This window comes from Clostridium sp. LXY-7, assembly GCF_056172015.1.
Window position 1 is genome coordinate 595375 of sequence record NZ_JBLLJL010000002.1, and the last position, 23944, is coordinate 619318.

19 protein-coding genes and 2 riboswitches are annotated in these 23944 nt (G+C 33.1%); all 19 genes read left to right on the forward strand.

All coding sequences use genetic code 11. From position 1 onward, the window contains the following. Positions 1-191 precede the first annotated feature (191 nt). The 19 genes from ACI48Q_RS09980 to ACI48Q_RS10070 all read left to right on the forward strand — a co-directional run bounded on the left by ACI48Q_RS09980 (position 192) and on the right by ACI48Q_RS10070 (position 23904). On the forward strand, positions 192-1526 hold the full coding sequence (locus tag ACI48Q_RS09980; RefSeq protein ID WP_474918932.1) for a hypothetical protein: 1335 nt from the start codon (positions 192-194) through the stop codon (positions 1524-1526). A 22-nt stretch (positions 1527-1548) separates the two neighbouring features. Next, complete coding sequence (locus ACI48Q_RS09985; protein WP_474918933.1) at positions 1549-2019, forward strand: WapI family immunity protein; 471 nt, start codon at positions 1549-1551, stop codon at positions 2017-2019. Positions 2020-2196: 177 nt separating this feature from the next. Beyond that, positions 2197-2763, forward strand: coding sequence for a DUF4367 domain-containing protein (locus tag ACI48Q_RS09990; protein ID WP_474918934.1), 567 nt, complete (start codon positions 2197-2199; stop codon positions 2761-2763). 238 nt (positions 2764-3001) lie between these two features. Then, entirely contained in the window at positions 3002-3163 is a 162-nt protein-coding gene (locus ACI48Q_RS09995; RefSeq protein WP_474918935.1) for a hypothetical protein, read from the forward strand. A 28-nt stretch (positions 3164-3191) separates the two neighbouring features. Beyond that, positions 3192-4409, forward strand: a complete 1218-nt coding sequence (locus ACI48Q_RS10000) for a 4Fe-4S dicluster domain-containing protein (RefSeq protein WP_474918936.1) — start codon at positions 3192-3194, stop codon at positions 4407-4409. Between the two features lie 394 nt (positions 4410-4803). Next, complete coding sequence (locus tag ACI48Q_RS10005) at positions 4804-6015, forward strand: NTTRR-F1 domain (RefSeq protein ID WP_474918937.1); 1212 nt, start codon at positions 4804-4806, stop codon at positions 6013-6015. Positions 6016-6227: 212 nt separating this feature from the next. After that, a complete protein-coding gene (locus ACI48Q_RS10010; protein ID WP_474918938.1) occupies positions 6228-7448 on the forward strand; it encodes an exosporium glycoprotein BclB-related protein in 1221 nt (406 codons plus the stop codon). An 86-nt stretch (positions 7449-7534) separates the two neighbouring features. Beyond that, positions 7535-7666, forward strand: coding sequence for a hypothetical protein (locus ACI48Q_RS10015; protein WP_474918939.1), 132 nt, complete (start codon positions 7535-7537; stop codon positions 7664-7666). A gap of 569 nt (positions 7667-8235) precedes the next feature. After that, positions 8236-9015, forward strand: coding sequence for a collagen-like protein (locus tag ACI48Q_RS10020; RefSeq protein WP_474918940.1), 780 nt, complete (start codon positions 8236-8238; stop codon positions 9013-9015). Between the two features lie 391 nt (positions 9016-9406). Beyond that, positions 9407-12505 (forward strand): hybrid sensor histidine kinase/response regulator, encoded by a 3099-nt coding sequence (locus ACI48Q_RS10025; RefSeq protein WP_474918941.1) that lies wholly within the window; start codon positions 9407-9409, stop codon positions 12503-12505. A 229-nt stretch (positions 12506-12734) separates the two neighbouring features. Continuing rightward, the gene (locus tag ACI48Q_RS10030) at positions 12735-13547 is read left to right on the forward strand and encodes an alpha/beta fold hydrolase (protein WP_474918942.1); all 813 of its coding nucleotides are present in this window, start codon (positions 12735-12737) and stop codon (positions 13545-13547) included. Between the two features lie 672 nt (positions 13548-14219). Beyond that, a complete protein-coding gene (locus ACI48Q_RS10035) occupies positions 14220-14744 on the forward strand; it encodes a S4 domain-containing protein (RefSeq protein ID WP_474918943.1) in 525 nt (174 codons plus the stop codon). Positions 14745-15019: 275 nt separating this feature from the next. Continuing rightward, complete coding sequence (locus ACI48Q_RS10040) at positions 15020-16201, forward strand: N-acetylmuramoyl-L-alanine amidase (protein ID WP_474918944.1); 1182 nt, start codon at positions 15020-15022, stop codon at positions 16199-16201. A 296-nt stretch (positions 16202-16497) separates the two neighbouring features. Beyond that, positions 16498-16911 carry a helix-turn-helix transcriptional regulator gene (locus tag ACI48Q_RS10045; protein ID WP_474918945.1) on the forward strand — a complete coding sequence of 138 codons (414 nt, stop codon included), beginning with the start codon at positions 16498-16500 and terminating at the stop codon, positions 16909-16911. A 52-nt stretch (positions 16912-16963) separates the two neighbouring features. Further along, entirely contained in the window at positions 16964-17548 is a 585-nt protein-coding gene (gene clpP / locus ACI48Q_RS10050) for an ATP-dependent Clp endopeptidase proteolytic subunit ClpP (protein WP_474918946.1), read from the forward strand. Positions 17549-17910: 362 nt separating this feature from the next. Further along, a riboswitch (SAM riboswitch) is annotated at positions 17911-18011 on the forward strand. Positions 18012-18108: 97 nt separating this feature from the next. After that, a riboswitch (SAM riboswitch) is annotated at positions 18109-18224 on the forward strand. Positions 18225-18500: 276 nt separating this feature from the next. Continuing rightward, positions 18501-19787 (forward strand): homocysteine synthase, encoded by a 1287-nt coding sequence (locus ACI48Q_RS10055; protein ID WP_474918947.1) that lies wholly within the window; start codon positions 18501-18503, stop codon positions 19785-19787. A gap of 67 nt (positions 19788-19854) precedes the next feature. Next, positions 19855-20859 (forward strand): methylenetetrahydrofolate reductase [NAD(P)H], encoded by a 1005-nt coding sequence (metF, locus tag ACI48Q_RS10060; RefSeq protein WP_474918948.1) that lies wholly within the window; start codon positions 19855-19857, stop codon positions 20857-20859. Next, entirely contained in the window at positions 20859-21536 is a 678-nt protein-coding gene (locus ACI48Q_RS10065; RefSeq protein ID WP_474918949.1) for a methionine synthase, read from the forward strand. The genes metF and ACI48Q_RS10065 overlap by 1 nt, the downstream gene beginning before the upstream one ends. Beyond that, positions 21526-23904: a homocysteine S-methyltransferase family protein gene (locus ACI48Q_RS10070; protein WP_474918950.1), complete on the forward strand. Its 2379-nt coding sequence runs from the start codon at positions 21526-21528 to the stop codon at positions 23902-23904. Before ACI48Q_RS10065 ends, ACI48Q_RS10070 begins: the two co-directional genes overlap by 11 nt. Positions 23905-23944: the final 40 nt, after the last annotated feature.

Genomic DNA, 23944 nt, shown 5'->3' on the forward strand with positions numbered 1-23944 from the left:
TTATTAATTCTATATGCTAAGATTATATTTTGAAAAAATATATGGTAACATATACATATACAGGAAAATTAGTTATTAGAATCAGTATGAAAACCAGTTTACTATAAGTGAGTTTGAAGTGCTTTATGAAAAGCATAATGGATTATAATTAAAGCACTTCCATTGTGGATGTATAGAAAGGGGGAATAGATGTGTATCAATTATTAGCACTATTACAATTATTAATTTTTATAGTTATTATAAGAAAGTTTATAAAAGAAAAAGGTGTAGTAATATTAGTGGATCAAGTGAAGATAATGTTTATACTTTGGATAGTAGCCTTGATGCTCTATGATTTACAGCTGAGTACTTTGTATGATCCAACTATTCAAATAAATATAATAGTTACGATTATTTGGGGAAGTTTTTTAATTCTGACTAAATTTGCTTTCTTAGAGAAGGATGATGTGTATCTTTTATTTAAGGATTTTAATAATAAGGATTATTATAAGCTATATGCATTAGTATCAAATATGATTTTTATAATTGCTGCGGTGGTATTCATTTTTAATGTAAAAAAACATGGCTTCGCCATATTAGAGGAGAATAAAATAGATAAGCAAGGACTAGATCATTATGCAGGATATATTATCTACATGTTAGTTCTCTGTGGAGAAATAAAATACATACTATTTAGAAACTATAGAAAATGGTTAGATTTGCTAGTACTTTTAGGGAGTATAGGAATTTTATATTTAACTCTAAATAGAGGCCCTATAGCATTCTTATTTATAACCATAGGCATATATGAGGTGTTTAATTTTATAAATATAGAAGAAAGATTAACTAAAAAGCAAAAGTGGTTTATATATGGAGGGTTTATTGTAACAATATTAGCTTTTATATGGTTTTTTGGATACATAGGAAATATGAGAATGAAATTCGTATTAGAGGAAGTATATAAAAGAACTCTGTGGGAGCATTATGGAATGCCAATGTGGATACCTTCAGGACTTCTCTGGATATATGTATATCTTACAAGCACTCTAGAAAATGTTGCCTATGCCTTAGCTCATCAGTTAATTTTAGGATTTACACTCATGGGAAATTTATTCTATCCCTTTGTAAAATTGTTTGCTAACCTCCTTGGAAAAGGAGATATATTTAAAGGCTGGTTAATGAGTAAGGGTCGCTATGTACCACATTTAGAATCAGAAGTAGGATTAAATGCTATGACCTTTATTCCAGAGTCTTTTCAGGATCTAGGAATAGTAGGATTTATGATATATGTGGCATTATTTGCTGCACTTGCATATTTATCTTTAAGGCTAATAAAAAGTAGAAAATATTTCACTTCCATAGGAGGAATAATTATATATACTAACACAGCCAGCATATTGATTTGGAGTATATTTGTTAACTCCTTTAAGAATACCCCAATACTTATACTAAATATATTTGGTATTTTACTCATAGAGCTTGTATTGCATATTAGAAAAAAGAAGTGTAACAATAGCTTAAATGAAAAATATAAAATATTTAAGTGAAAGGATTTAAAGAGTGAATCCAATGAATTTAATAGGGATAAATGGAAATGAACTTTCCATGGAAATAACAGGTTATCAATTTCCTAATATAATAGATGAGATATATGATGCAAATTGGCTTAACATAAAGTTTGATGTAGTAAGAGAAGGGAAAACATATAGTAGAATAGAACCGGCACTATTAACATGGGAAATGATAAAACTTATTCATTGGTTAAAAAGTATATATAATAAAGAGGATGTATTAAAAGGAATAGATTTCATAGAACCTACAATTTCTTTTGAATTAAAATCCTATGGAGAAAAATACATCCGGATTATGGTAATATTAGAATGTAAACATAAATCCTTATGGGATGAAGATAGAATAGGATATACTAGTTTACTAATCAATTGTAACTACAATGATTTTAATACTTGGATTGAAGAATTAACAATACAAGCTAGCAAGTATCCAAAAAGAGAACTTCAGGTAAAAGGTATCATAGAATAGATGGTGTTTCAATGAATTGTTCTAGGACAAATTTCACAATAGTGCAAATGAATAAGACAAATAAAAAGGCAGCAATGCCTTTTTATTTTTATCATAGATGATAAACCAATAATAATTAAGCTTAAAAATGAAGATAATAAGTGAAAACTATGGATATGAAGAAAGGAATGATTAAATATGACTAAAATAAAAATTAGTGATAAACACTTAAACTGTATGTTAAAGTGCTTTAAGCTCCTTGGAGTAATAGTGTTCTGTGGGATGATGGGATTATCTGTAAGAGCTAATATGCCAGGTAGCAAAGTCCTAAATTCTAAAGAGACTCTTTCAGAGGTATATATTCCTAATCCAATAAAGAAATATGATAATCTGAAAGAGGTAAGAGATGCAGTTGGATATGACTTTATGGTGCCTACAGTGATTCCTAAAGGTTATAAACAAGATAGCTTAACCACTATAGGCGATAAGATCGTTTCTATAATCTATACTAATGGCAAATATGATATGGTATACAGAACTGCACAGGGTAAAGAATCTCTTAGCGGAGATTATAATAAATATCCTGCAACTGAAAAAATCAAGGTTGGAGATAATGAGATAACGATTAAAGGCAATAATAGCTTAGTTTATGTGGCAGAATGGACTCAGGATAATCAGGGTTTTTCAATAACTTCACAGGCTGGAATTGAAAAAAATCAAATTATAGAAATGATAAAAAGTCTAACTCCAGTTCATAGTTATTAAATTATAGTTAGAGATTTAAGTAAGAGATTTTACTTAAATCTTTTTTTAGTCTTTATTTTAAGTTCTAATATGTTCAAATTTAAGAATTAACTATGGATGGATTCAATTGTTATAATTATGAAATTAATGGTATAATTTAACTCATAAGCTTCATTCTACAAATGAGGATTAGAAGAGAAGTAATAATTTCTTGAAGTTATAAAATAAGTTGAAATTTTTTGAGGAGGCTAATTACATTATGAATATGAATGTTGGAGTTATATTCTTATCACTTTTAAATTTAATTATTATTCTTATATTGCTAGGTATCAGTATTTATGGATTTATTTTATTTGTAAAACTTGCTCATAGGGGCATAAAAGCACTGGATATTTATATAGATGAGAAGAAAACCAAATAGATTTAAACAAAAGAAGGGGGATTTTTAATTGTCTCATATAGTTGGAAAAAGTGCTTTTAAAAGCCTAGAAGAAAGAATAAATAGATTTCCACAAGGTGCTCCACCTTCAGAGACTTTATATAAAATATTAAAGTTTCTATATACTGAAAGAGAAGCAAGTTTGGTAGCTCAGCTTCCTATAAAACCTTTCACCATAGAAACTGCAAGTAAGATATGGAAAGTAAGTTCTTCTGAGACAGAGAAGGCCTTAGACGGCCTTGCAGCTAAGGCTTTAATTTTAGATATTGATCAACATGGAGTAAGAAAATTTATTATTTCACCTCCCATGGCAGGTTTCTTTGAATTTACACTGATGAGAACCAGCCAAGCTATGGACCAGAAACTACTTTCTCAGTTATTTCATCAATATTTAAATGTACAGGAAGATTTTATAAAGGAATTATTTTTAGGCACGGAAACAAGATTTGGAAGAGTTTTTGTATCTGAAGATGTATTACCAGAAGTAAATAATAGTGAAGATTCACTAACTATATTAGATTATGAGATAGCAAGCCATCTTATAAAAGAAGCAAAACACATAGGTTTAAGTATGTGCTATTGCAGGCATAAAATGCATCATCTGGGAAGGGATTGTACTGCCCCTATGGATACTTGCCTTACTTTTGATAGTACTGCATACTCATTAATTAAACACGGTTATGCTAGGAGTATAGATTCCTCAGAATGCTTGGAAGTACTTCAAAAATCTTATGAGGCAAACTTAGTACAGTGTGGAGAAAATGTAAGAAATCAAATTAGCTTTTTGTGCAATTGTTGTGGATGCTGTTGTGAAGGATTAAAAGCTGTAAAAAAATTTGGCGCTCTTCACCCTATTGAAACTACTAATTCCCTTCCTAAGATTCAGGACAGTCAATGTGTTGGATGTGGAAAATGCATTAAGGCATGCCCTGTTGAAGTTATTTCTTTAATAGATAAAAAACCAGTGATAAATGAGGAAGTATGCCTTGGATGTGAGGTATGTGTAAGAAATTGTCCTACAAAAGCTATGAAGCTTGTATCAAGAGAAAAAAGAATTTTAACCCCAGCAAATACTGTACATAGAACAGTACTTATGGCAATAGAAAAAGGAACCCTTCAAGATCTGATCTTTGATAATAAAGCCTTTTATAGTCATAGAGCCATGGCTTCTATACTTTCTGTCATATTGAAGCTATCACCTATAAAGCGTGCTATGGCAAGCAAATAAATGAAATCTATTTATTTTGATAAGTTTCTTAGTAGACAATCTAATCTAAGTAGTTCGTTCTTGATATGGGTTAGTAAACAGAAAACTAAAAATTATTTTATAGTAAAAATACAAATCGGTATTTTGAGATTATCAATATAAATGATCTCAAAGTACCGATTTTTCTTATATCAACAATATGTTAATACAGGAACTTAAATCTTACATTATAGGATTAATGTAAGAACTTTGAACCAAAATTATCTATGTATTTTAACAGTTCGCCTATCTTTGAATATATTATATTAAAAGTTAATTTAACCAGATAAAAGAAAATTATGAAATATGACTCTTTAAATATATTATAATGAAAACCCTACTAAATATATAAAGTTCAATGGGAGGTTATAAACAGATGTGTATAAGTAATGGAAATGAGTTCTTTTGTAGTGCTTGTTCCTTTGTAAAACCTAGCGGACCAACAGGCCCAACAGGACCAACAGGACCATCAGGAGGTCCAACGGGTCCAACAGGAGCTACGGGAGCCACAGGACCCACAGGACCAGTAGGAGTTACGGGCGCCACAGGGCCAACAGGTCCAATCGGACCAGCTGGAGGACCCACAGGTCCCACAGGACCAACAGGTCCGGCAGGAGTTACGGGAGCCACAGGACCAACAGGACCAGTAGGAGTTACGGGCGCCACTGGGCCAACAGGACCAATCGGACCGGCTGGAGGCCCAACAGGACCAACAGGCCCAACAGGCCCAATCGGACCAGCTGGAGGACCCACAGGTCCCACAGGAGCAACAGGACCGGCAGGAATTACGGGCGCCACAGGACCAACAGGTCCGGCAGGAGCTACAGGAACCACAGGTGCCACTGGACCAACAGGTCCAATAGGACCAGCTGGAGGCCCAACAGGTCCCACAGGAGCAACAGGACCGGCAGGAATTACGGGCGCCACAGGACCAACAGGTCCGGCAGGAGCTACAGGAACCACAGGTGCCACTGGACCAACAGGTCCAATAGGACCAGCTGGAGGCCCAACAGGTCCCACAGGAGCAACAGGACCGGCAGGAATTACGGGCGCCACAGGACCAACAGGTCCGGCAGGCGCTACAGGAACCACAGGTGCCACTGGACCCACAGGTCCATCAGGACCAGCTGGAGGCCCAACAGGTCCCACTGGGCCAACAGGTCCAACCGGCTCTCAGGGATTATCTGAATATGCCTATATTTATAATGTACTAGCCCAAGTTGTTGCATTAGAAGCAGATGTAATTTTTAGCACTAACGGTGTCATTGTAGGTACCATTGCCCATGCACCTGGAACATCTACAATTGCTATTGGCACTGCAGGAGACTATGCTGTCTGGTTTAATGCTTCTGGTGTACAACCAAGCCAATTTGCAGTTTTCCAAAATGGAGCTCCTGTTGCCGGGGCTATTTACGGTTCCGGTGCTGGAACTCAGCCAAACCCAGGTATGGTAATTATAACTGCAGCCTCAGGTGATGTTTTAACCTTGAAAAATCATACAAGTGCTGCGGCAGTTACCTTGCAAACGCTAGCAGGCGGAACTAGAATTAATGCCAATGCCTCTATATTGATTCAAAAGCTAAGCTAACTATATTTGTAAATTTCTCTGCAAGTAAGTTAGTCAAAGGCAGATAATAAAAATACCCTAAATTTTAAGATTTTATTTCTAAGTAATATTTAGTTTTCTAAAAGAACTAAATACAATGCGGGACTTTGATAGTGAACATTTTTGCTTATCTTTGAATATATTATAATGAAAACCCTATCCGTATTGGAAACTCGACAGGAGGTTATAAATAAATGTGTATAAGTAACGGAAATGAGTCCTTTTGTATGAATGCTTGTTCTTTTGTAAGACCAAGCGGCCCAACAGGACCAACAGGTCCGACAGGTCCAACTGGCCCGACAGGCCCAACTGGTCCAACTGGTCCGACAGGCCCGACTGGCCCGACAGGTCCAACTGGTCCAACAGGTCCATCTGGCCCAACTGGTCCATCAGGTCCATCAGGTCCAACTGGTCCAACAGGCCCAACTGGTCCATCAGGAGGCCCAACAGGCCCAACTGGCCCAACTGGTCCAACTGGCCCAACTGGCGCGACAGGCCCAACAGGTCCAACTGGCCCAACAGGCCCAACAGGCCCAACTGGTCCAACTGGTCCAACTGGTCCAACTGGCCCAACAGGTCCAACTGGCCCAACAGGCCCGACAGGCCCGACAGGCCCGACTGGCCCAACTGGTCCGACTGGCCCAACAGGTCCGACAGGCCCAACTGGTCCAACTGGCCCAACTGGTCCGACTGGCCCAACAGGTCCGACTGGCCCAACAGGTCCAACTGGCCCGACTGGCCCAACAGGTCCAACTGGCCCAACAGGTCCAACTGGCCCGACAGGCCCAACTGGTCCGACAGGCCCAACAGGTCCGACTGGTCCAACAGGTCCAACTGGCCCAACAGGTCCAACTGGCCCAACAGGCCCAACAGGTCCAACTGGCCCGACAGGTCCGACTGGCCCAAATGGTACAGGAGCAATAATGCCATTTGCATCAGGTACAATACCTGTAACACTATCAACAATTGCTGGCGGAGTAGCAGGTACTGCTGGATTAATAGGTTTTGGTAATTCAGGTGTTATAGCATTTGCAAACCCACTAAATCTTACAGTAGCCGCAGGTGACTTTGCTTTTTCAGTTCCTCGTGATGGTACAATAACAGCATTTGCAGCATTCTTTAACGCACTTACAGTAGTAAATGTAGGAGTTGGAGTTGTTACTATTAGTGCAAGCATCTTTGTATCACCACCTCCACCAAATAATACCTTTACACTAGCTACAACTCTAGCTTTAAGTCCAACACTTCCAGCACCACTTGCTATAGCAACTATAACTAGTGACATTGCCACAGGCTTGTCAATAGCAGTTACTGCAGAAACACGTGTATTAATAGTATTTTCTGCAACGGCTACAGGAGTATCAGTTCTAAATGATATTGAAGGATTTGCAAGTGCCGGAATTACAATAGAATAAGAATTTCATAAAATAAAGACTAAGTTTTAATTTATTAAGATTATAATAAAATTTATACTTCTTTAACATGAAACTATAGGGATGGTATGGAAACATACCGTCTTTTTATTTATAAGGATTTGTTTGCTGATTATAAAGAAGAGATTGAGGAAATAAAACAAAAGGACATTGATTTTGAAAAAGTATATTATAAGATTAAGAGAACAACTTTGAAATAAAATCATATATTCTTTTAACAGTTCTTCTACATCTGAATATATTATAATAAAAGCAAATTTAACTCATAACAAAAAATTATGCAATATGACTCTTTAAATACATTATAATGACATCTAAAGTTTAATAGGAGGTTATGAATAAATATGTATAAGTAATGGAAGACCTAGTCTTTTCCAAGTAGCTTTTGGTCAGACAGATCCTACAAAAATTATTGGACCTATTATAAATATTATTGCTCTAACTTAAGTATAATTATTAAACTGATAATTGCTGAAACAATAATATTAGTAATTATATTTAATTTCACTTAAATGAAGAAATTACCAAAACAAAGGCTATATAATATTTAAAAACTATCTGTGGTTCTTCTTATAATATTTTAGCGACCATAGTGTCGACTATGTATTAGAAATAAAGTATAATGGAAATTTTTAAAAACCTAAAACAACGGTAGATTTTTAAAGTGAACATTTTTACTTATTTGAGAATATATTATAACGAAACCCATATTCATATTTGATTGAACTCTATCCATATTTCATTGAAATCAACAGGAGGTTATAAATAAATGTGTATAAGTAACGGAAATGAATCCTTTTGTCCAAATGCTTGTGCTTTTGTAAGACCAACTGGTCCGACAGGCCCAACAGGTCCTACTGGTCCAACAGGTCCATCAGGTCCATCAGGCCCATCAGGCCCAACTGGCCCAACTGGCCCGACAGGTCCATCAGGTCCATCAGGTCCAACTGGCCCAACTGGTCCAACTGGTCCATCAGGAGGCCCAACTGGCCCAACAGGCCCAACTGGCCCAACTGGCCCGACAGGTCCAACTGGTCCGACTGGTCCAACTGGCCCGACTGGTCCCGCTCAAAGATGTCCTTGTATTGAACAGCTTCAAAATCTTTTACCGCAAATAATTACAAGATATGGTGCAGATAATGTTGTTGTTACTATGGAAAGTGGTAACACTTCTACTGGTCGTCCATTTGCAGTTGTAACAGCTGCTAATCCAGGAGTATTCCAACTTTCTAATGCTGCTGGAACTACTGTAACATCTTCAAATAATATTTGTAGAATTGCAGCTATCAAGGTAACTAGTGCTGTTTATGATCCAACAATTCAATATATCCCTGTGCCTGATCCACTACCACCAGGTTGTGATACAGATTGCGAAGCAGCTATCCGAAGCTTACTTCCAGTAGGCATTAATGTTAACAATGTTAGGGCTGGTGGTCAAAGTGTAGCTACAGGTACTGTTGTTGCTAGTGAATTTGGCGTCGTTGTATTTACCAGTGGTAATAACGTAGATTTCGTAAGCACATGTCAAATTGAAATAATAAACCCATAGTTAGCTAACTATAGTTCGATGTAGATACTAATTCTTTGGTTCTACACAGACGAATTAAGAATTTTATAAAATAAAAACTAAGTTTTAATTTAGCAAAATTATAATGAAATTTTACACTTTTCTGACATGAAGAATAAAGGACAGTATCAAAAAATGATACTGTCCTTTTTAAACTTATCTCTATAAGTAAATAACTTTACAACTTTTAGCTACAGTTTCATATAGGAAGCCTAAAAAAAGCTCTAGTATGTACAATAGAACAACAACTTTGTATAATATATGCAATGATGTATTTAATTTCAATATAAACATTAATATAGATAGTTTTAGTAAAAGTTTATTGAAAAATTTAAGATACATCTGTATCTAAGAGAGTGAGGATTCATAGAAAATGAAAAATAATTCTATAAGAAAAATTATTACTATATCAATAATCGTAGTTATTATAATTATAGGTCACCTTATAAACAAGAACTCTACTATTGGGGCTCCCTTATGTGAAAAGGGAGTTATGGATCTTACTAATTGGAATTTTAGTGAAAATGGAAATGTAAAGCTTAATGGTGATTGGGAATTTTATCCTAATGAACTTTTAGCTCCCATAGATTTTGAGGATAAATTATTATTACCAGATTTCTATATAAAGGTTCCCAATCCATGGCACACAAAAGAGATGAAGAATATAATTTCTGATAAAGGTGTGGGAACATATAGACTTAAGATTAAAGTAAATCACAATGCTCAGATGTACGGACTAAAGACAATAAACATAAGAACCTCAAATAGGATTTTTATAAATGGAAAAGAGATAGGCGGCAGTGGGAATCCATCTTCAAGCTTTGAAGGAGGGTATATAGGAAATGTAATACCGCAGGTTAATTTTTTCCCTTATGAAGGAAGCACCATAGATATCATCATTCAAGTAGCTAATCTAGACTATTATAATGGTGGAATTATACAGAGTATCTATTTGGGAAATGATAAAAATATATTGGATTATAAATTTAAGTTAAATACCTTGGATACTATGTGTATATCCTTTCTTTTATTAACAGGTATTTATTATCTTGGAATTTACACTAAAAAAAAGGATGATAAGAGGTTTTTATACTTCAGCATTTCCTGTATGGTTTATGCTTATATTATTGCTACCAGTAACGAAAAAATCTTTAATCAGATTTTTACTATGATTCCTTTTATGATAATTATAAAAGTAAAGATAGCCGCTGTGTGTTTGAATTTAATCTTAACAAGTTTATTTATAAGTGAAATAGATGAAAGCCTTATACCTATTAAAACTCTTAGATTTATAATAATTACTATGTCCATCAATATTACCTTAGCTTTACTATCACCTATAAACATAACTTATATAATAGAAAAAATTACAGCACTATCAAGTGTATCAACCTATTTTTTCATAGCAGCTTTAATTTTAAGAGCTGTTATCTATGAAGAATACAATTATTTAAATAGAAAAAATGCCTTCTTTATATTGGTGGGAATCATGATTATTATGTTTCAATATGTTAGCAATATACTTTATTACTATTCTATAATAACTAACAATATCATACACTTATTTACTTTATTGTTCTTATTGATTGGAATAGCTATTATGCTTCTAGGGCAATACAGAAAGGCCTATATAGAGTTAGAAATCATGAGCCATAAGTTAATAGCCGCAGATAAAATAAAAGACGAATTTTTAATAAATACCTCTCATGAATTTAAGACCCCTTTGCATGGCATAATAAACATTGCTGAAGCTACATTGACTTCCAATGAAGGTTCTATGACAGAAAGGCAAGAAGAAAATTTATCTCATATAGTTTCTATGGCAACAAGGCTTTCTAGCCTAGTAAATGACATAATTGATTTTCAAAGTTTGAGAACTAGAAGCATTAGATTAAATAAAAAGATATTTGATATAAATGGGACTGTACAAGCTATGATTGAGGTTTTAAAATACATGCGAAAAGATGATAGTATAAAACTTATAAATAGTATACCAGTAGGAATTTATTACATCTATACAGATGAAAATAGATTTAAGCAAATTATTGTAAATCTCATAAGCAATTCTCTTAAATATACTGAAAAAGGCTATGTGGAAATTAGTGCAGAGAGGATAGACGATTTCATACATATAAGTATTGTAGATACGGGTATAGGAATTGATGAAAATGCTCAGAAGGAACTTTTTATAGAAAATAAATGTAATCAAGATGTAAATTTTACTGAATATACTTCTTCAGGACTAGGACTTTCTATTTCAAAATTACTTGCTTCAAATCTAGATGGAGATTTGTATTTAAAGTGGTCAAAACCTAATTTAGGTTCAATCTTTGTTGTAAAAATTCCTATAGCTAATGAAGACCAAAGGAAAAAACTGAATGAAGAAAAGCGAGAGAATAAAAGTAAAAATATCAATGCTAGGCATGGTAATGGAGAACTTTCTAGTGTAGAAATGAAGGATAACTATAATAAAGTTAATCTTAAAAAGGTTAAATTTTTAATTGTTGATGATGAGGTTTCTAATATCAAAGTGCTGCAGGAGATATTTAATGAGGAGAAGTATGAGATATTAATTGCCTACGATGGCTTTAAAGCCTTAGAACTAATAAAAATTCATAAAGATATATCCGTAGTATTACTTGATGTGATGATGCCTGGTCTCTCAGGTTATGAGGTGTGTAAAAAGATTAGGCAAGAATATAGAATTTTTGAGTTACCTATACTGCTTATGACTGTGAGAAATACTTCAGAGGATATAGCTACTGGACTTGAAGCTGGTGCAAATGATTTTTTGGTTAAACCTTTTGATGGTAAAGAGTTAAAGGCTAGGGTAGGGACCCTTGAAAAAATGAAAGAGGTCGTAAAGGAAGCTATTAAAGTTGAGACAATATTTTTACAATCTCAAATAAAACCACATTTTTTATATAATGCCTTAAGTGTAATCATGTTCTTGTGCTATAGTGATGGAGAGAGAGCTGGAAGGCTCATTGGCGAATTAAGCAATTATTTACGTTGCAACCTTGACCTTGACCCATATAATTCATATATCAGTTTAAGAAAGGAGATATCTCTCGTTAAATCCTATATAGAACTTGAAAAAGCACGATTTGGAGATAGACTTAAGGTTGAATTTGATGTTGAAGATGAAGTTTTAGGATACCATATACCTGCATTAATAATCCAACCAATAGTTGAAAATTCAATACGTCATGGCCTCATGAATCGTATTTCTGGAGGAACTGTATGGATATCTGTAACTATTAATAATAATACTCTTGAAATTATTGTTCATGATGATGGATTAGGGATATCCACTGAAAAGTTGAAAAGTTTACTAGATAATAACAACTTAACAGGTAGTATTGGATTGAAAAATGTTAATAAGAGGCTACTTAATGAATATGGACAAGGGCTGTCAATTAAAAGCATAGAGGGAGAGGGAACTGATGTTACCCTCAGTATTCCAATTTAAATGAGGAATTAATTATATGGAAGGAGTAACAAGGGACTAATTTCGTATTTATAACAAAGATTTTGTAAACTAAAAGATAATTTTCTTACCAATTAAACTGTTGATACAGGGTAATCTGTTTAGGTTAAAATCGCTATAAGACATATGGAAATATTCTTACAATAGCTCACCTATTTATATTTAATGAATAACATGTTAATGAAAGAATTTTATTAATGGAGGAATACCTTTGGGATACTATGTTAAAGTAGAACCAACAGTAAAAATTTATGTAGAGGATATTAATCCAGATGCAGATAAAACCATATTATTTATACATGGCTGGCCAGCAAACCATAATCTCTTTGAATATCAATTTAATAAACTTCCCAAAATGGGCTATAGATGTATAGGAATTGATATTAGAGGTTTTGGGAATTCGGATAAACCTTGGTCAGGATACAATTATGACAGACTAGCTGACGATATTAGATGTATAGTTGAAACACTTAAATTAAAAAATTTTACATTAGCAGGACATTCTGTAGGTGGAGCTATTTCTATTAGGTATATGGCTCGTCACAATGGTTATGGAGTATCAAAGCTTGCTCTTTTTGCTGCAGCAGCTCCAAGTTTTACTAAACGTTCAGATTTTCCTTATGGACAGGATAAAGAAGCTGTGGATAAGATGATTCAAGATACTTATAATGACAGACCTAAAATGTTAGAAGGATTTGGAGATATGTTTTTCTTTCAATATATAACAGCACCATTCTCAGATTGGTTCTTCCAAATGGGATTGCAAGCAGCAGGATGGTCCACAGCAAAATTAGCAATTTCACTGAGAGATGAGACACTATTCTCAGATTTAAAAGAAATACATGTTCCTACTGTGATTTTCCATGGCGTTCATGATAAAGTTTGTTTCTTCCAATTAGCAATAGCACAGGAGAAAGAAATTGAGAATTCTAAACTTATACCTTTTGAAAATAGTGGCCATGGTTTATTTTGGGAAGAGAAGGAGAAATTTAATAGAGAGCTAGTAAAGTTTATTGAAGATTAAAACATAATAAGATAAATACTTTAAAGCCTTTGGTGTGAATTTAGACACTGAAGGTTATTTTTGAAATATATTGAATATTCTATTTAATTATGTTACTATAAGAATAATGTTGTAGTAAAGGAGGAGTGTAGGTTATGAAACCAGCACATTGCTAATATTCGCTAAACTTAAGTGAATAAAATTTTCTAAGAGAGCTTTTTGACTAATGCTAATTAGGTTAGTTTAGTGTACTCTTTTATGAAATAAAGCAATGTAGGAGATAACTTGCATTTCAGTATTAGATTTTATAGATGGTTTCTACTTTTAATATAGAAAATTTATAATTACCAAGGAATTCTAGGATTATGAACTCTTCTTAAGAGTAGAAATTCTAGATAACTATGGTCTATTTAGTAATGATTCTATGGTAGAAAATTTCAAAAACAATACTAAGAGCTGTAAGAAGATATGCCTTCTTACAGCCTTTTTAATTTTACAGCTTTATTAACTAAATAGTGCACTACAAGAGAGGAGGGAAGCACTATATGACACCATCAAATAAGGTAATGAATTGTAATCGTTAAATGGAAGGAGTATAAAATTTAAAGATGAAATCATTACCAAAACAACAAATAAATATAAATAATATTTATATTCCTTGCCATGAATTTAGAATATATGGAGGTAAGGAATATGGGAAATATATTAACTTTAAATTGGGAGATATTCAATATAGAGGTACAAAAAGAGGAAAGATACTGTCATAATTGTGGTAAAAAGGTGATTTTTGAAGATTCACTAAAAAGAAGACAAAATGCAAATGGAAAAAATATTCACTATTTTGCTATTTACAAATGTGTTAATGGTCATACGTGGAACAAAAGAATTAGTATATTTAAGGCTATCCCAAAATTGGAGAACAACCCTGAGTATATAGAAAACAGATTAAGTCTTCAAGAAATTTTGATAATAAATCAGCTTATAACTGAAGGTTTTAAAGAAATACAAATTGGTCTTAATGTGCTTACTGACAGCGTGAGAATAGATAAATTTTTAGGAGGGAGAATATGTGATAAGAGTAGAGGAGAAATAATACATTGGATAGAGAGCGGAAGAATACTTGTGAATAATACTACAGTAAAACCTAAGACGAAAATAAGGGAAAAAGATACTATAACTATACTATTATATGATGTTAAACAAGACATTATAGGCTAGTAATATAAAAGGAAAAGGTAGTACTATTAAAGTACTACCTTTACATAAAAGGATCTTTTGATATTTTTGGATTTTCAAAAATAGTTTTAAATACTACTTATTATGTATTATAGTATCATGTAACCATATGAAAGTCTATAAAAATGCAAATAATATATAAATCTATTACATATTAAACATATATTATAGGTTTATATATTATTTATGATTTATTGTATAATCTTTTATTAAATGTTAAGATAGTGAGGAATTAAATTATACAAAGGAGGAATTTGATGAAGAATAAAAAGCTAAAAATTACAGTAATGAGCATGGTAATATGCGTTCTATTCTTATTAAGTACATTCACAAATGCTATAGCGGCTGCTCCAAGTGCGGACAAGCTATATGCAAATGCTTTTGAAGCTGTAACTCTATGTAAGAATAGCTATACTCAAGAATCTATAAATAAGGCAAGATATGCAATTAATCAATTAAAAGGCAGTAGCGCTTCTTGGGCTATTGGTGAATTTTCAAAACAAACAGATATGGTGCAACAAAAATTGTTTGAAGATTTTATGGGACTGTTATTTGATAAGAATAATCAGCCTAAGACTAGTATACCTCAAACTGATGTAAACAAAGCTAGGGATTTAGTAATAAGTTTCGATACATATGAAGGAAACAAACCCTATACTGCTGCTTGGTCCTCAGCAGTAGACAAATATCAACAGATGTTAATGGCAAATGTGCTTAAATTAGTCACTAATGCAGAAAGTACTAAAAAAACTAATGATATAGCAACTGCAAAGCAAGGTGTTAATAGCCTTTTAACAGCAAAAAATAATCAAGGCGTAATTAACTTTGCTAACGGATTAATGACAAGAGTAAATGCCATTGTTCCAATAGACCGTAACTACAAACTTGCTGGTCGTGCAGGGCATAATTTTAAGGCTGTAGGTTCAAGTTTAATACTGGATGAATCTACGGAAGCTAGAAAAATATTTACTAGCTCTTTCAATCATCTTAACCCTGTTACTGACATCATTGATTGTACACCATACCATGATCCACCGAATCAAGTTGATGATTTAAAATATGGTGTAAATAAAGCAAATGACAATAATGCAGATTTCTTTTATTCAGTGCACTTAAATAAAGCTTATAGCACAGTTCAAGATTATGCTATTGGCAGTGAAGTGTGGGTTTATGATAGTAATTCTGCCGAGGCTATAAAAAAAGGAAAGGCTATATTAAGTAATTTAGAGAAATTAGGTTTCAAGAATAGAGGTATAAAATATTCTAAAAACCTATTTGAATTAAATAGCACTAATAGTGAAGCAATAATAGTAGAATGTTTCTTTTTAGATAGTAAGGTTGATACTGATTTATATGATAAATTAGGTTCTGATAAAATAGGTCAAGCTATAGCCAATGGATTGGATAATAGAGTTCCTTTTAGCATTGAGACTAAATAATAGACATCTCTTGATTAAAATGGAAAACTATAAGAATTAGTTTGAATATATACATATATAATTTGAAGAGACTCTATGAGTCTTTTTTTATTTTTAGGCTTAATTTATCATGAATATTTTCACGAAATTTATTGTATCATTTTAATGGTAGGTAGTATAATTACCCTAGATATTATAGAAAAACTTCTCATAAAATATTGATTACCATAATAAATAAACACAGCAAGGAATGACAGGTATTTTCATTATCAATGTAATATAATAATTAATAAAGATGCACACAAGGAGGATATATCATGGATTATGAAGCACGAATTCAAAACTCTATTGAGTATATTGAAGATAATTTATGTGATGAAATAAAATTGAGTGACCTAGCTAAGCAATGCTATTTTTCAGAGTTTTATTTTCATAAGCTTTTCAGTAGTATAGTTGGAGAAACTATCATGACCTATGTAAGAAAAAGAAGACTTGCGGAGGCAGCAGTAGAGTTAGTTGAAACAAAGGATAAGATTACTGATATTGCGCTAAAATATAATTTTGGTTCAGAGGAATCCTTTTCAAGGGCTTTTAAGAAGATTTATGGTATAACTCCTAGGGAATGCAGAAATGCTGAGAGGAAGATTATTTATTATGAAAAGGCAAATGTTATAAAAGTTGATGTAGCATCTCCTACTAGAATAGAAAGCACAATGAAGATGGCCGCTTAATAAATGTATAATATTTAGCTAATATATTAATGTAAATGAGGAGTGAGTTTTAATGAGTTATGTACCTGTTGTTGTAGAGCAAACTGGCCGTGGAGAGTATTCCTATGATATTTATTCAAGGCTATTAAATGATAGAATAATTGTATTGAGTAATACTATAGATGATTCTACTGCAAGTCTAATTATTGCTCAAATGTTATATTTAGAATCTGCAGATCCAAATAGGGATATTTATTTTTACATAAATAGTCCAGGTGGATCAGTTACCGCTGGCTTTGCAATTTATGACACAATGCAATATATAAAATCAGACGTTTCCACCATATGTATGGGTTTAGCTGCAAGTATGGGGTCTTTCTTGTTAGCTGCTGGTGCAAAAGGAAAGAGATTTTCATTGCCAAATAGTGAAATATTAATTCATCAACCTAGCAGTGGAGGAATGCAAGGTCAAGCTACAGATTTAAAAATACACACAGATTGGTTATTAAAGACAAAAAGCAAAATAAATAGAATTTATAGCGAAAACACAGGGCAACCTGTGGAAAAGATAGAAAAAGATATGGAGAGAGATTTCTTTATGTCAGCAGAAGAAGCAAAGGAATACGGTTTAATAGATGGAATATTCTTAAGAAAATAGCTTATTTAGTACAGTATATTAGATCCCATGTGAGTAACAAGATATAGAGATGAGTAAATACTAATAACAACTTAAAACGCATCAAAAACATAAGTCTCTATAAAGGAGGAAAGGTAGCTCTTGTCTAAGAGCTACCTTTTAGGATTTTCTGAATGCATTAACGGTAAAGAACTCAATTCTAAAGGGAAAGTACAGCATATAAAAACATTACCACATTAAAGTAATAAAGTAAATACAAATTTAGGATATTAAGTAATATTATTAAGAATATGAATTGTTTGAATTATTGTAGAAGACATTTATGAAATATTACCATTGACAATTTATCAGATAATTGTTATAATTTTAGAAAATTAATAAAAATCTTATTAAGAGAGGCGGAGGGATAGGCCCTATGAAGCCCAGCAACCAGTATTTAATTATACATGGTGCTAAATCCTACAGCAATGCTGAAAGATAAGGAATAATTGTTATTAAACCTCTTTCAAGCAAAGAGTTTTTTTTATTTTAATTAAAGCTATGAAGTTTTAATTAAAAGTTATACAAAATTTAATAAGATACTCTTATCAAGAGAGGTGGAGGGACTGGCCCTATGAAACCTCGGCAACCTTCAGACCCATTTGTCTGAAAAGGTGCTAAATCCTACTTAGGTGTTTTACCTAAAGAAAGATGAGGGAGAAGATATTTACTTCATAAAGCTAATTAATATAGCTCTCTTTCATCAAAATTATTTGGGAAAGGGGGCTTTTCTTATTTTTAAAGATGAATATTTATTATAGATTTACAAGGTTAAAATTTATTTAATCAGTGGAAATAAAAAGTAATTTTCAACGCTGAATTGTTTAATTTAAATGAAATTTATTCAAAAATTAGGCTTTATTTTAATATAGTGTTGATAATGAACTACCATTTAAAACAAAGCTAAAAATTAATATATTGAGGAGAGATTAAAATGAGTGAAAGAAAGTTAAAATTTGATACATTACAAGTACATGGAGGACAAGAGCCAGACCCAACTACAGGTTCAAGAGCAGTTCCACTATACCAAACTACCTCTTACGTGTTTAATAGTGTTGAGCATGGAGCAAACCTATTTGCACTAAAGGAAGAAGGAAATATTTACACAAGGATCATGAATCCTACCACTGATGTATTTGAAAAAAGAGTTGCTGCTCTAGAAGGTGGAATAGGTGCCTTAGCAGTGGCTTCAGGCTCTGCAGCAATAACTTATGCAATTTTAAATATTGCAGGTGCAGGAGATGAAATAGTTGCTGCCAGCACTTTATATGGAGGCACTTATAATCTTTTTTCAACTACTCTTCCTAACTATGGTATAAAAACTGTTTTTGTTAATCCAGATGAATCAGGAAATTTTAAGAATGCTATAAATGAGAATACTAAGGGAATTTACATTGAAACCATAGGAAATCCGGGGATAAATTTAATAGATATTGAAGCAGTAGCAGAAATTGCTCATGAAAATGGACTTCCACTAATTGTTGATAATACCTTTGGCACTCCTTATCTTATAAGACCTATAGAATTTGGAGCAGATATAGTTGTTCACTCTGCTACTAAATTTATTGGAGGTCATGGAACTTCCATAGGAGGAATTATTGTAGATTCAGGAAAGTTTGATTGGATAGGCAGTGGTAGATTTAAAGGTCTTACTGAACCAGATTCTAGTTATCATGGTATAAGATATGCTCAAGATGTAGGACCAGCTGCATTTATTACCAAGGCTAGAGTTCAACTATTAAGGGACACAGGGGCAGCTATTAGTCCTTTTAATTCCTTTTTATTCATTCAAGGGCTAGAGACCTTATCCCTAAGAATAGAAAAACATGTAGCTAATACAAAAAAGGTAGTAGAGTTTCTTAATAGTCATACTCTTGTATCTTGGGTTAACTATCCAAGTCTAGAAGGAAATAAATATTATACATTAGCACAAAAATACTTACCAAAGGGTGCAGGCTCTATTTTTACCTTTGGAATTAAAGGTGGAGTAGAGGAAGGAAAGAAATTTATAGAAAACCTCGAAATATTTTCTCATCTTGCCAATGTGGCAGATGCAAAATCCTTAGTTATTCATCCTGCAAGCACCACTCATAGCCAACTTAATGAAGAGGAACAAAGGGCCGCTGGTGTAACCCCAGATATGATAAGATTGTCAATTGGTATAGAGGATGTGGAAGATATAATATACGACTTAAACCAAGCCCTAAATAAAACTAGATAGTGCAGAATTCATCTAGATAATATGAGAACTATATAAGTACATTAAGATAATGCAAAGGAGATAAAACATGTATATTAAAGATTTATTTGAAGAAAAAAGAGTAGTACTATCCTTTGAGATTTTCCCTCCAAAGGTTACTTCCCCAATAGAGACGGTTTATAGCACAATAGAGGCTTTAAGTCGTCTTACCCCAGATTATATAAGTGTAACCTATGGTGCAGGAGGAAGTACTAATGATAATAGAACCTGCGAATTAACTTCTTTAGTTAAAAACAAATATGGAATAGAACCACTAGCACATCTAACCTGCATAAACTCTAGTATAGAGCAAATAGATAATGTTTTAGAAAATTTAAAGAAAAATTCTGTGCATAATATATTAGCACTTAGGGGGGATATTTCAAGGGATAGTGAAAACATTGGTGATTTTAATCAAGCCTGTGAATTAATAAAATATATAAAATCAAAGAATAAGTTTCATCTATCAGCTGCCTGTTATCCAGAAGGTCATATAGAAAATAGAAATTTAGTCAGGGATATAGAATTTCTAAAGATGAAAGTAGATGCAGGGGCAGATCATCTTATTACTCAACTGTTTTTTGATAACAATCTATTCTATGATTTTTCTAATAAAGTGGAGCAAAAGAAGATTAAATTACCTATACAGGCGGGCATAATGCCTGTAACTAATAAAAAACAAATTGAGAGAGTAGTTTCCCTTTGTGGAGCTACTCTCCCAGAAAAATTTATAAAGATAATAAATAGATATGAGCATGACAAAGAAGCACTAAGAGATGCTGGAATTGCCTATGCCATCGATCAAATAGTAGATTTAATTTCCACAGGTGTTAGAGGAATTCATCTTTACACAATGAATAATCCCTATGTGGCAACCAAGATAAGTGAAGGCGTTGCATCACTATTGAAATCCATAAATAATAAAGAAGCTGTTCCCGCTGCTAATGAAATTCAATGTGGAAATTATATGGACCTATCTTTATCTGGTGCTAAAGAATATACTAGATGTATATTAGAGAAGGGGTTTAGTTTAAATATTTACGGTGAAGAATAATGAAATATCTAACAATTAGAAAAGAAGAAGTACTAAGATACTTAGGTTTTAAAAATCAAACCTTAGAAAAAGATATGAATAATTTAATTGAAGAAACCATAGAAGAAATGAGAAATTTAGCAAAAGTAAGGTATGTGTATAAACCTTTTAATATAGATAGAGGTAAAGATGAAATAATTTTACTAGATACCAAGATGAAATTATTAGGAAGGGATATATATAAGCATTTAGAAAAATCACAGCAGTGCATATTAATAGCAGTAACTTTAGGTAGTGAGATAGATATGAAAATAAGATACTATGAAAAAATAAATATGACCAAGGCACTTATATTAGATGCCTGTGCTACCACTGCTATCGAGGAAGCCTGTGATGAAATCTGTGGGACTATAGAAAAAGAGCTAATAGCTAAAAACAAAAGGCTGACTTGGAGATTTAGCCCAGGTTATGGAGATTTACCTATTGATTCACAGAAGGACTTTATCTCAGTACTTGAAGGCAATAAGACCATAGGACTTACAGTATCAGACCACAGCATATTACTTCCTAGGAAATCAGTAACTGCAGTGGTAGGGATTATAGATAATACCTATGAAAGTAAAAAGAGAAATTGTCTAAATTGTAATAAATATTCTACCTGCGAATTTAGAAAGGATGGTAAGGGTTGTGAAGCTTAAAAAACAATTGGAAAGAGGAATTTTAATTTTTGACGGAGCTATGGGTACAATGCTCCAAAAGATAGGACTTAAAACTGGGGAGTTACCTGAAATTTTAAATATAAGAGAAGCAGAGAAAATAATTCAAACTCATAGAAGTTATGTTGAAGCAGGAGCACAGGTTATAACTTCAAATACCTTTGGCGCTAATGAAATAAAACTTAAGAATACTGAATTTACTGTAGAAGAGGTAATTCACAAAGCAATAAGTAATGCTAGAGAAGCTATAGTGGATGAAGAAACACTTATAGCTTTAGATATAGGACCTATTGGGGAATTATTAGAACCTATGGGGACTCTATCTTTTGAAAGAGCCTATGAAATTTTTGAAAGACAAGTAACTCAAGGGGTCAAAAGTGGAGTAGATTTAATATTAATTGAGACTATGACAGATTTATATGAGGCTAAAGCTGCTGTCCTTGCAGCTAAAGAAAACTCCAACTTACCTGTATTTTGTACCATGAGTTTTGAGAAAAATGGAAGAACCTTTACTGGTTGCAGTCCCTCTGCCATGGTCATGGTACTTCAAGGGCTTGGAGTAGATGCCCTTGGTATAAACTGCTCCTTAGGACCCAGAGATATTGAGCCTATCCTTGATGAAATCTTGTCATTTTCAAAAATCCCCGTTATGGTTCAAGCCAATGCAGGGCTTCCACGGGTGGTAGAAGGTAAAACTATCTTCGACGTATCCTCTAAGGAATTCGCCATTTATGGACGTAGATTTATTAAAAAAGGTGTTTCCATAATTGGGGGATGCTGTGGTACTACCGACGATTATATAAGAGATTTGTCAGGGGCAGTTAAAGATGTAAAGCAAACTCTCTTAGAATGTAGTCCCTTAAATGCTGTATGTACTCCTTCAGAAACTGTCTTTATTAATGGAGTAAAAGTAATAGGAGAAAGAATTAATCCCACAGGAAAAAAACTATTTAAGGAAGCCTTAAGAAAGGGAGACATTGATTATATTTTAAGAGAAGCTATAGCTCAAGTAGAGGCAGGGGCGGATATTTTAGATGTAAATGTAGGGCTTCCTGATATAAATGAAGAAGAGATAATAGTAAAAATAATTAAAGAACTACAATCCATATTAAATACACCTCTTCAAATAGATTCTACCAATGCTGCGGTTATAGAAAAGGGCTTAAGAGTTTATAACGGTAAGGCTATTGTAAATTCAGTGAATGGGGAAGAAAAGGTATTAGATAGTATTCTACCCATAGTAAAAAAATATGGAGCTGCAGTGGTGGGATTGACTTTAGATGAAAAGGGAATACCAAATACTGCGGAAGAGAGATTTAAAATTGCAGAAAGAATTGTAAAAAAGGCACAGGCGTATGGAATAGATAAGAGTGATGTTTATATCGACTGTCTAACTCTCACTGCGGCAGCTCAACAAAAAGAGATCAATGAGACCTTAAAAGCACTTACTATGGTAAAGGAAAAACTAGGCGTTAAAACCTTGCTTGGAGTTTCTAATGTATCCTTTGGATTACCTAATAGAGAGCTGATTAACAGGACATTTTTGGCTAACAGTTTATATGCAGGTCTAGATTTACCAATAATAAATCCATTAGATAAAAGCATGATGGATACAATAAAAGCCTTTCAAGTACTTTCTAATGAAGATATTGGAGCCACTGAATATGTAAAAAATTATAATAGTGGAGATAAGGAGATATCAAAGAGCACTACTTCAAAGGAAGTAGTGGAGAGTAATCTCTATGAGGTGATAATAAAAGGCACAAAGGAACACGCTAAAGCCCTTACAAAGCTGCTTTTATCCAACAAAGAGCCTTTAGAAATTATCAATGAGAGCATAATACCTGCTTTAGATTTTGTTGGAGATAAATATGAAAAGGGGAAAATATTTCTTCCACAGCTTATACAATCGGCGGAGGTAGTAAAATCATCCTTTGAAATAATTAAAGAAAGTTTAAAAGAGGATAAAAATATTAATATTCTAAAGGATAAGGTGATTTTAGCCACTGTAAAAGGAGATATTCATGATATCGGGAAAAATATAGTAAAAGTATTATTAGAGAACTATGGCTATGAGGTTATAGATTTGGGTAAAGATGTGTCAAAGGAAGAAATAGTAGAAACTGCACTAAAATATAATGTGAAACTAATAGGACTTAGTGCGCTTATGACTACTACAGTGAAGAATATGGAAGAAACTATTGTTGATTTGAAAAAATCCTGTAATAACTGCGTAGTAATGGTAGGAGGAGCAGTATTAAATAGTGAATATGCCCTTAACATAGGGGCAGATTTTTATGCAAAGGATGCTAAGGAGTCAGTAAAAATTGCTAAAGAGGTACTAGGATAGTATTTAAAGACCTATAGTCATAAGTAATAGAAAGTCAGAA

What these genes read in the sequence shown, in the direction of transcription:
- ACI48Q_RS09985 (WP_474918933.1), top strand. Translation starts at nt 1,549, where the DNA reads ATGAATTTAATAGGGATAAATGGAAATGAACTTTCCATGGAAATAACA.
- ACI48Q_RS09990 (WP_474918934.1), top strand. Translation starts at nt 2,197, where the DNA reads ATGACTAAAATAAAAATTAGTGATAAACACTTAAACTGTATGTTAAAG.
- ACI48Q_RS09995 (WP_474918935.1), top strand. Translation starts at nt 3,002, where the DNA reads ATGAATATGAATGTTGGAGTTATATTCTTATCACTTTTAAATTTAATT.
- ACI48Q_RS10005 (WP_474918937.1), top strand. Translation starts at nt 4,804, where the DNA reads ATGTGTATAAGTAATGGAAATGAGTTCTTTTGTAGTGCTTGTTCCTTT.
- ACI48Q_RS10010 (WP_474918938.1), top strand. Translation starts at nt 6,228, where the DNA reads ATGTGTATAAGTAACGGAAATGAGTCCTTTTGTATGAATGCTTGTTCT.
- ACI48Q_RS10015 (WP_474918939.1), top strand. Translation starts at nt 7,535, where the DNA reads ATGGAAACATACCGTCTTTTTATTTATAAGGATTTGTTTGCTGATTAT.
- ACI48Q_RS10020 (WP_474918940.1), top strand. Translation starts at nt 8,236, where the DNA reads ATGTGTATAAGTAACGGAAATGAATCCTTTTGTCCAAATGCTTGTGCT.
- ACI48Q_RS10025 (WP_474918941.1), top strand. Translation starts at nt 9,407, where the DNA reads ATGAAAAATAATTCTATAAGAAAAATTATTACTATATCAATAATCGTA.
- ACI48Q_RS10035 (WP_474918943.1), top strand. Translation starts at nt 14,220, where the DNA reads ATGGGAAATATATTAACTTTAAATTGGGAGATATTCAATATAGAGGTA.
- ACI48Q_RS10040 (WP_474918944.1), top strand. Translation starts at nt 15,020, where the DNA reads ATGAAGAATAAAAAGCTAAAAATTACAGTAATGAGCATGGTAATATGC.
- ACI48Q_RS10045 (WP_474918945.1), top strand. Translation starts at nt 16,498, where the DNA reads ATGGATTATGAAGCACGAATTCAAAACTCTATTGAGTATATTGAAGAT.
- clpP (WP_474918946.1), top strand. Translation starts at nt 16,964, where the DNA reads ATGAGTTATGTACCTGTTGTTGTAGAGCAAACTGGCCGTGGAGAGTAT.
- ACI48Q_RS10055 (WP_474918947.1), top strand. Translation starts at nt 18,501, where the DNA reads ATGAGTGAAAGAAAGTTAAAATTTGATACATTACAAGTACATGGAGGA.
- metF (WP_474918948.1), top strand. Translation starts at nt 19,855, where the DNA reads ATGTATATTAAAGATTTATTTGAAGAAAAAAGAGTAGTACTATCCTTT.
- ACI48Q_RS10065 (WP_474918949.1), top strand. Translation starts at nt 20,859, where the DNA reads ATGAAATATCTAACAATTAGAAAAGAAGAAGTACTAAGATACTTAGGT.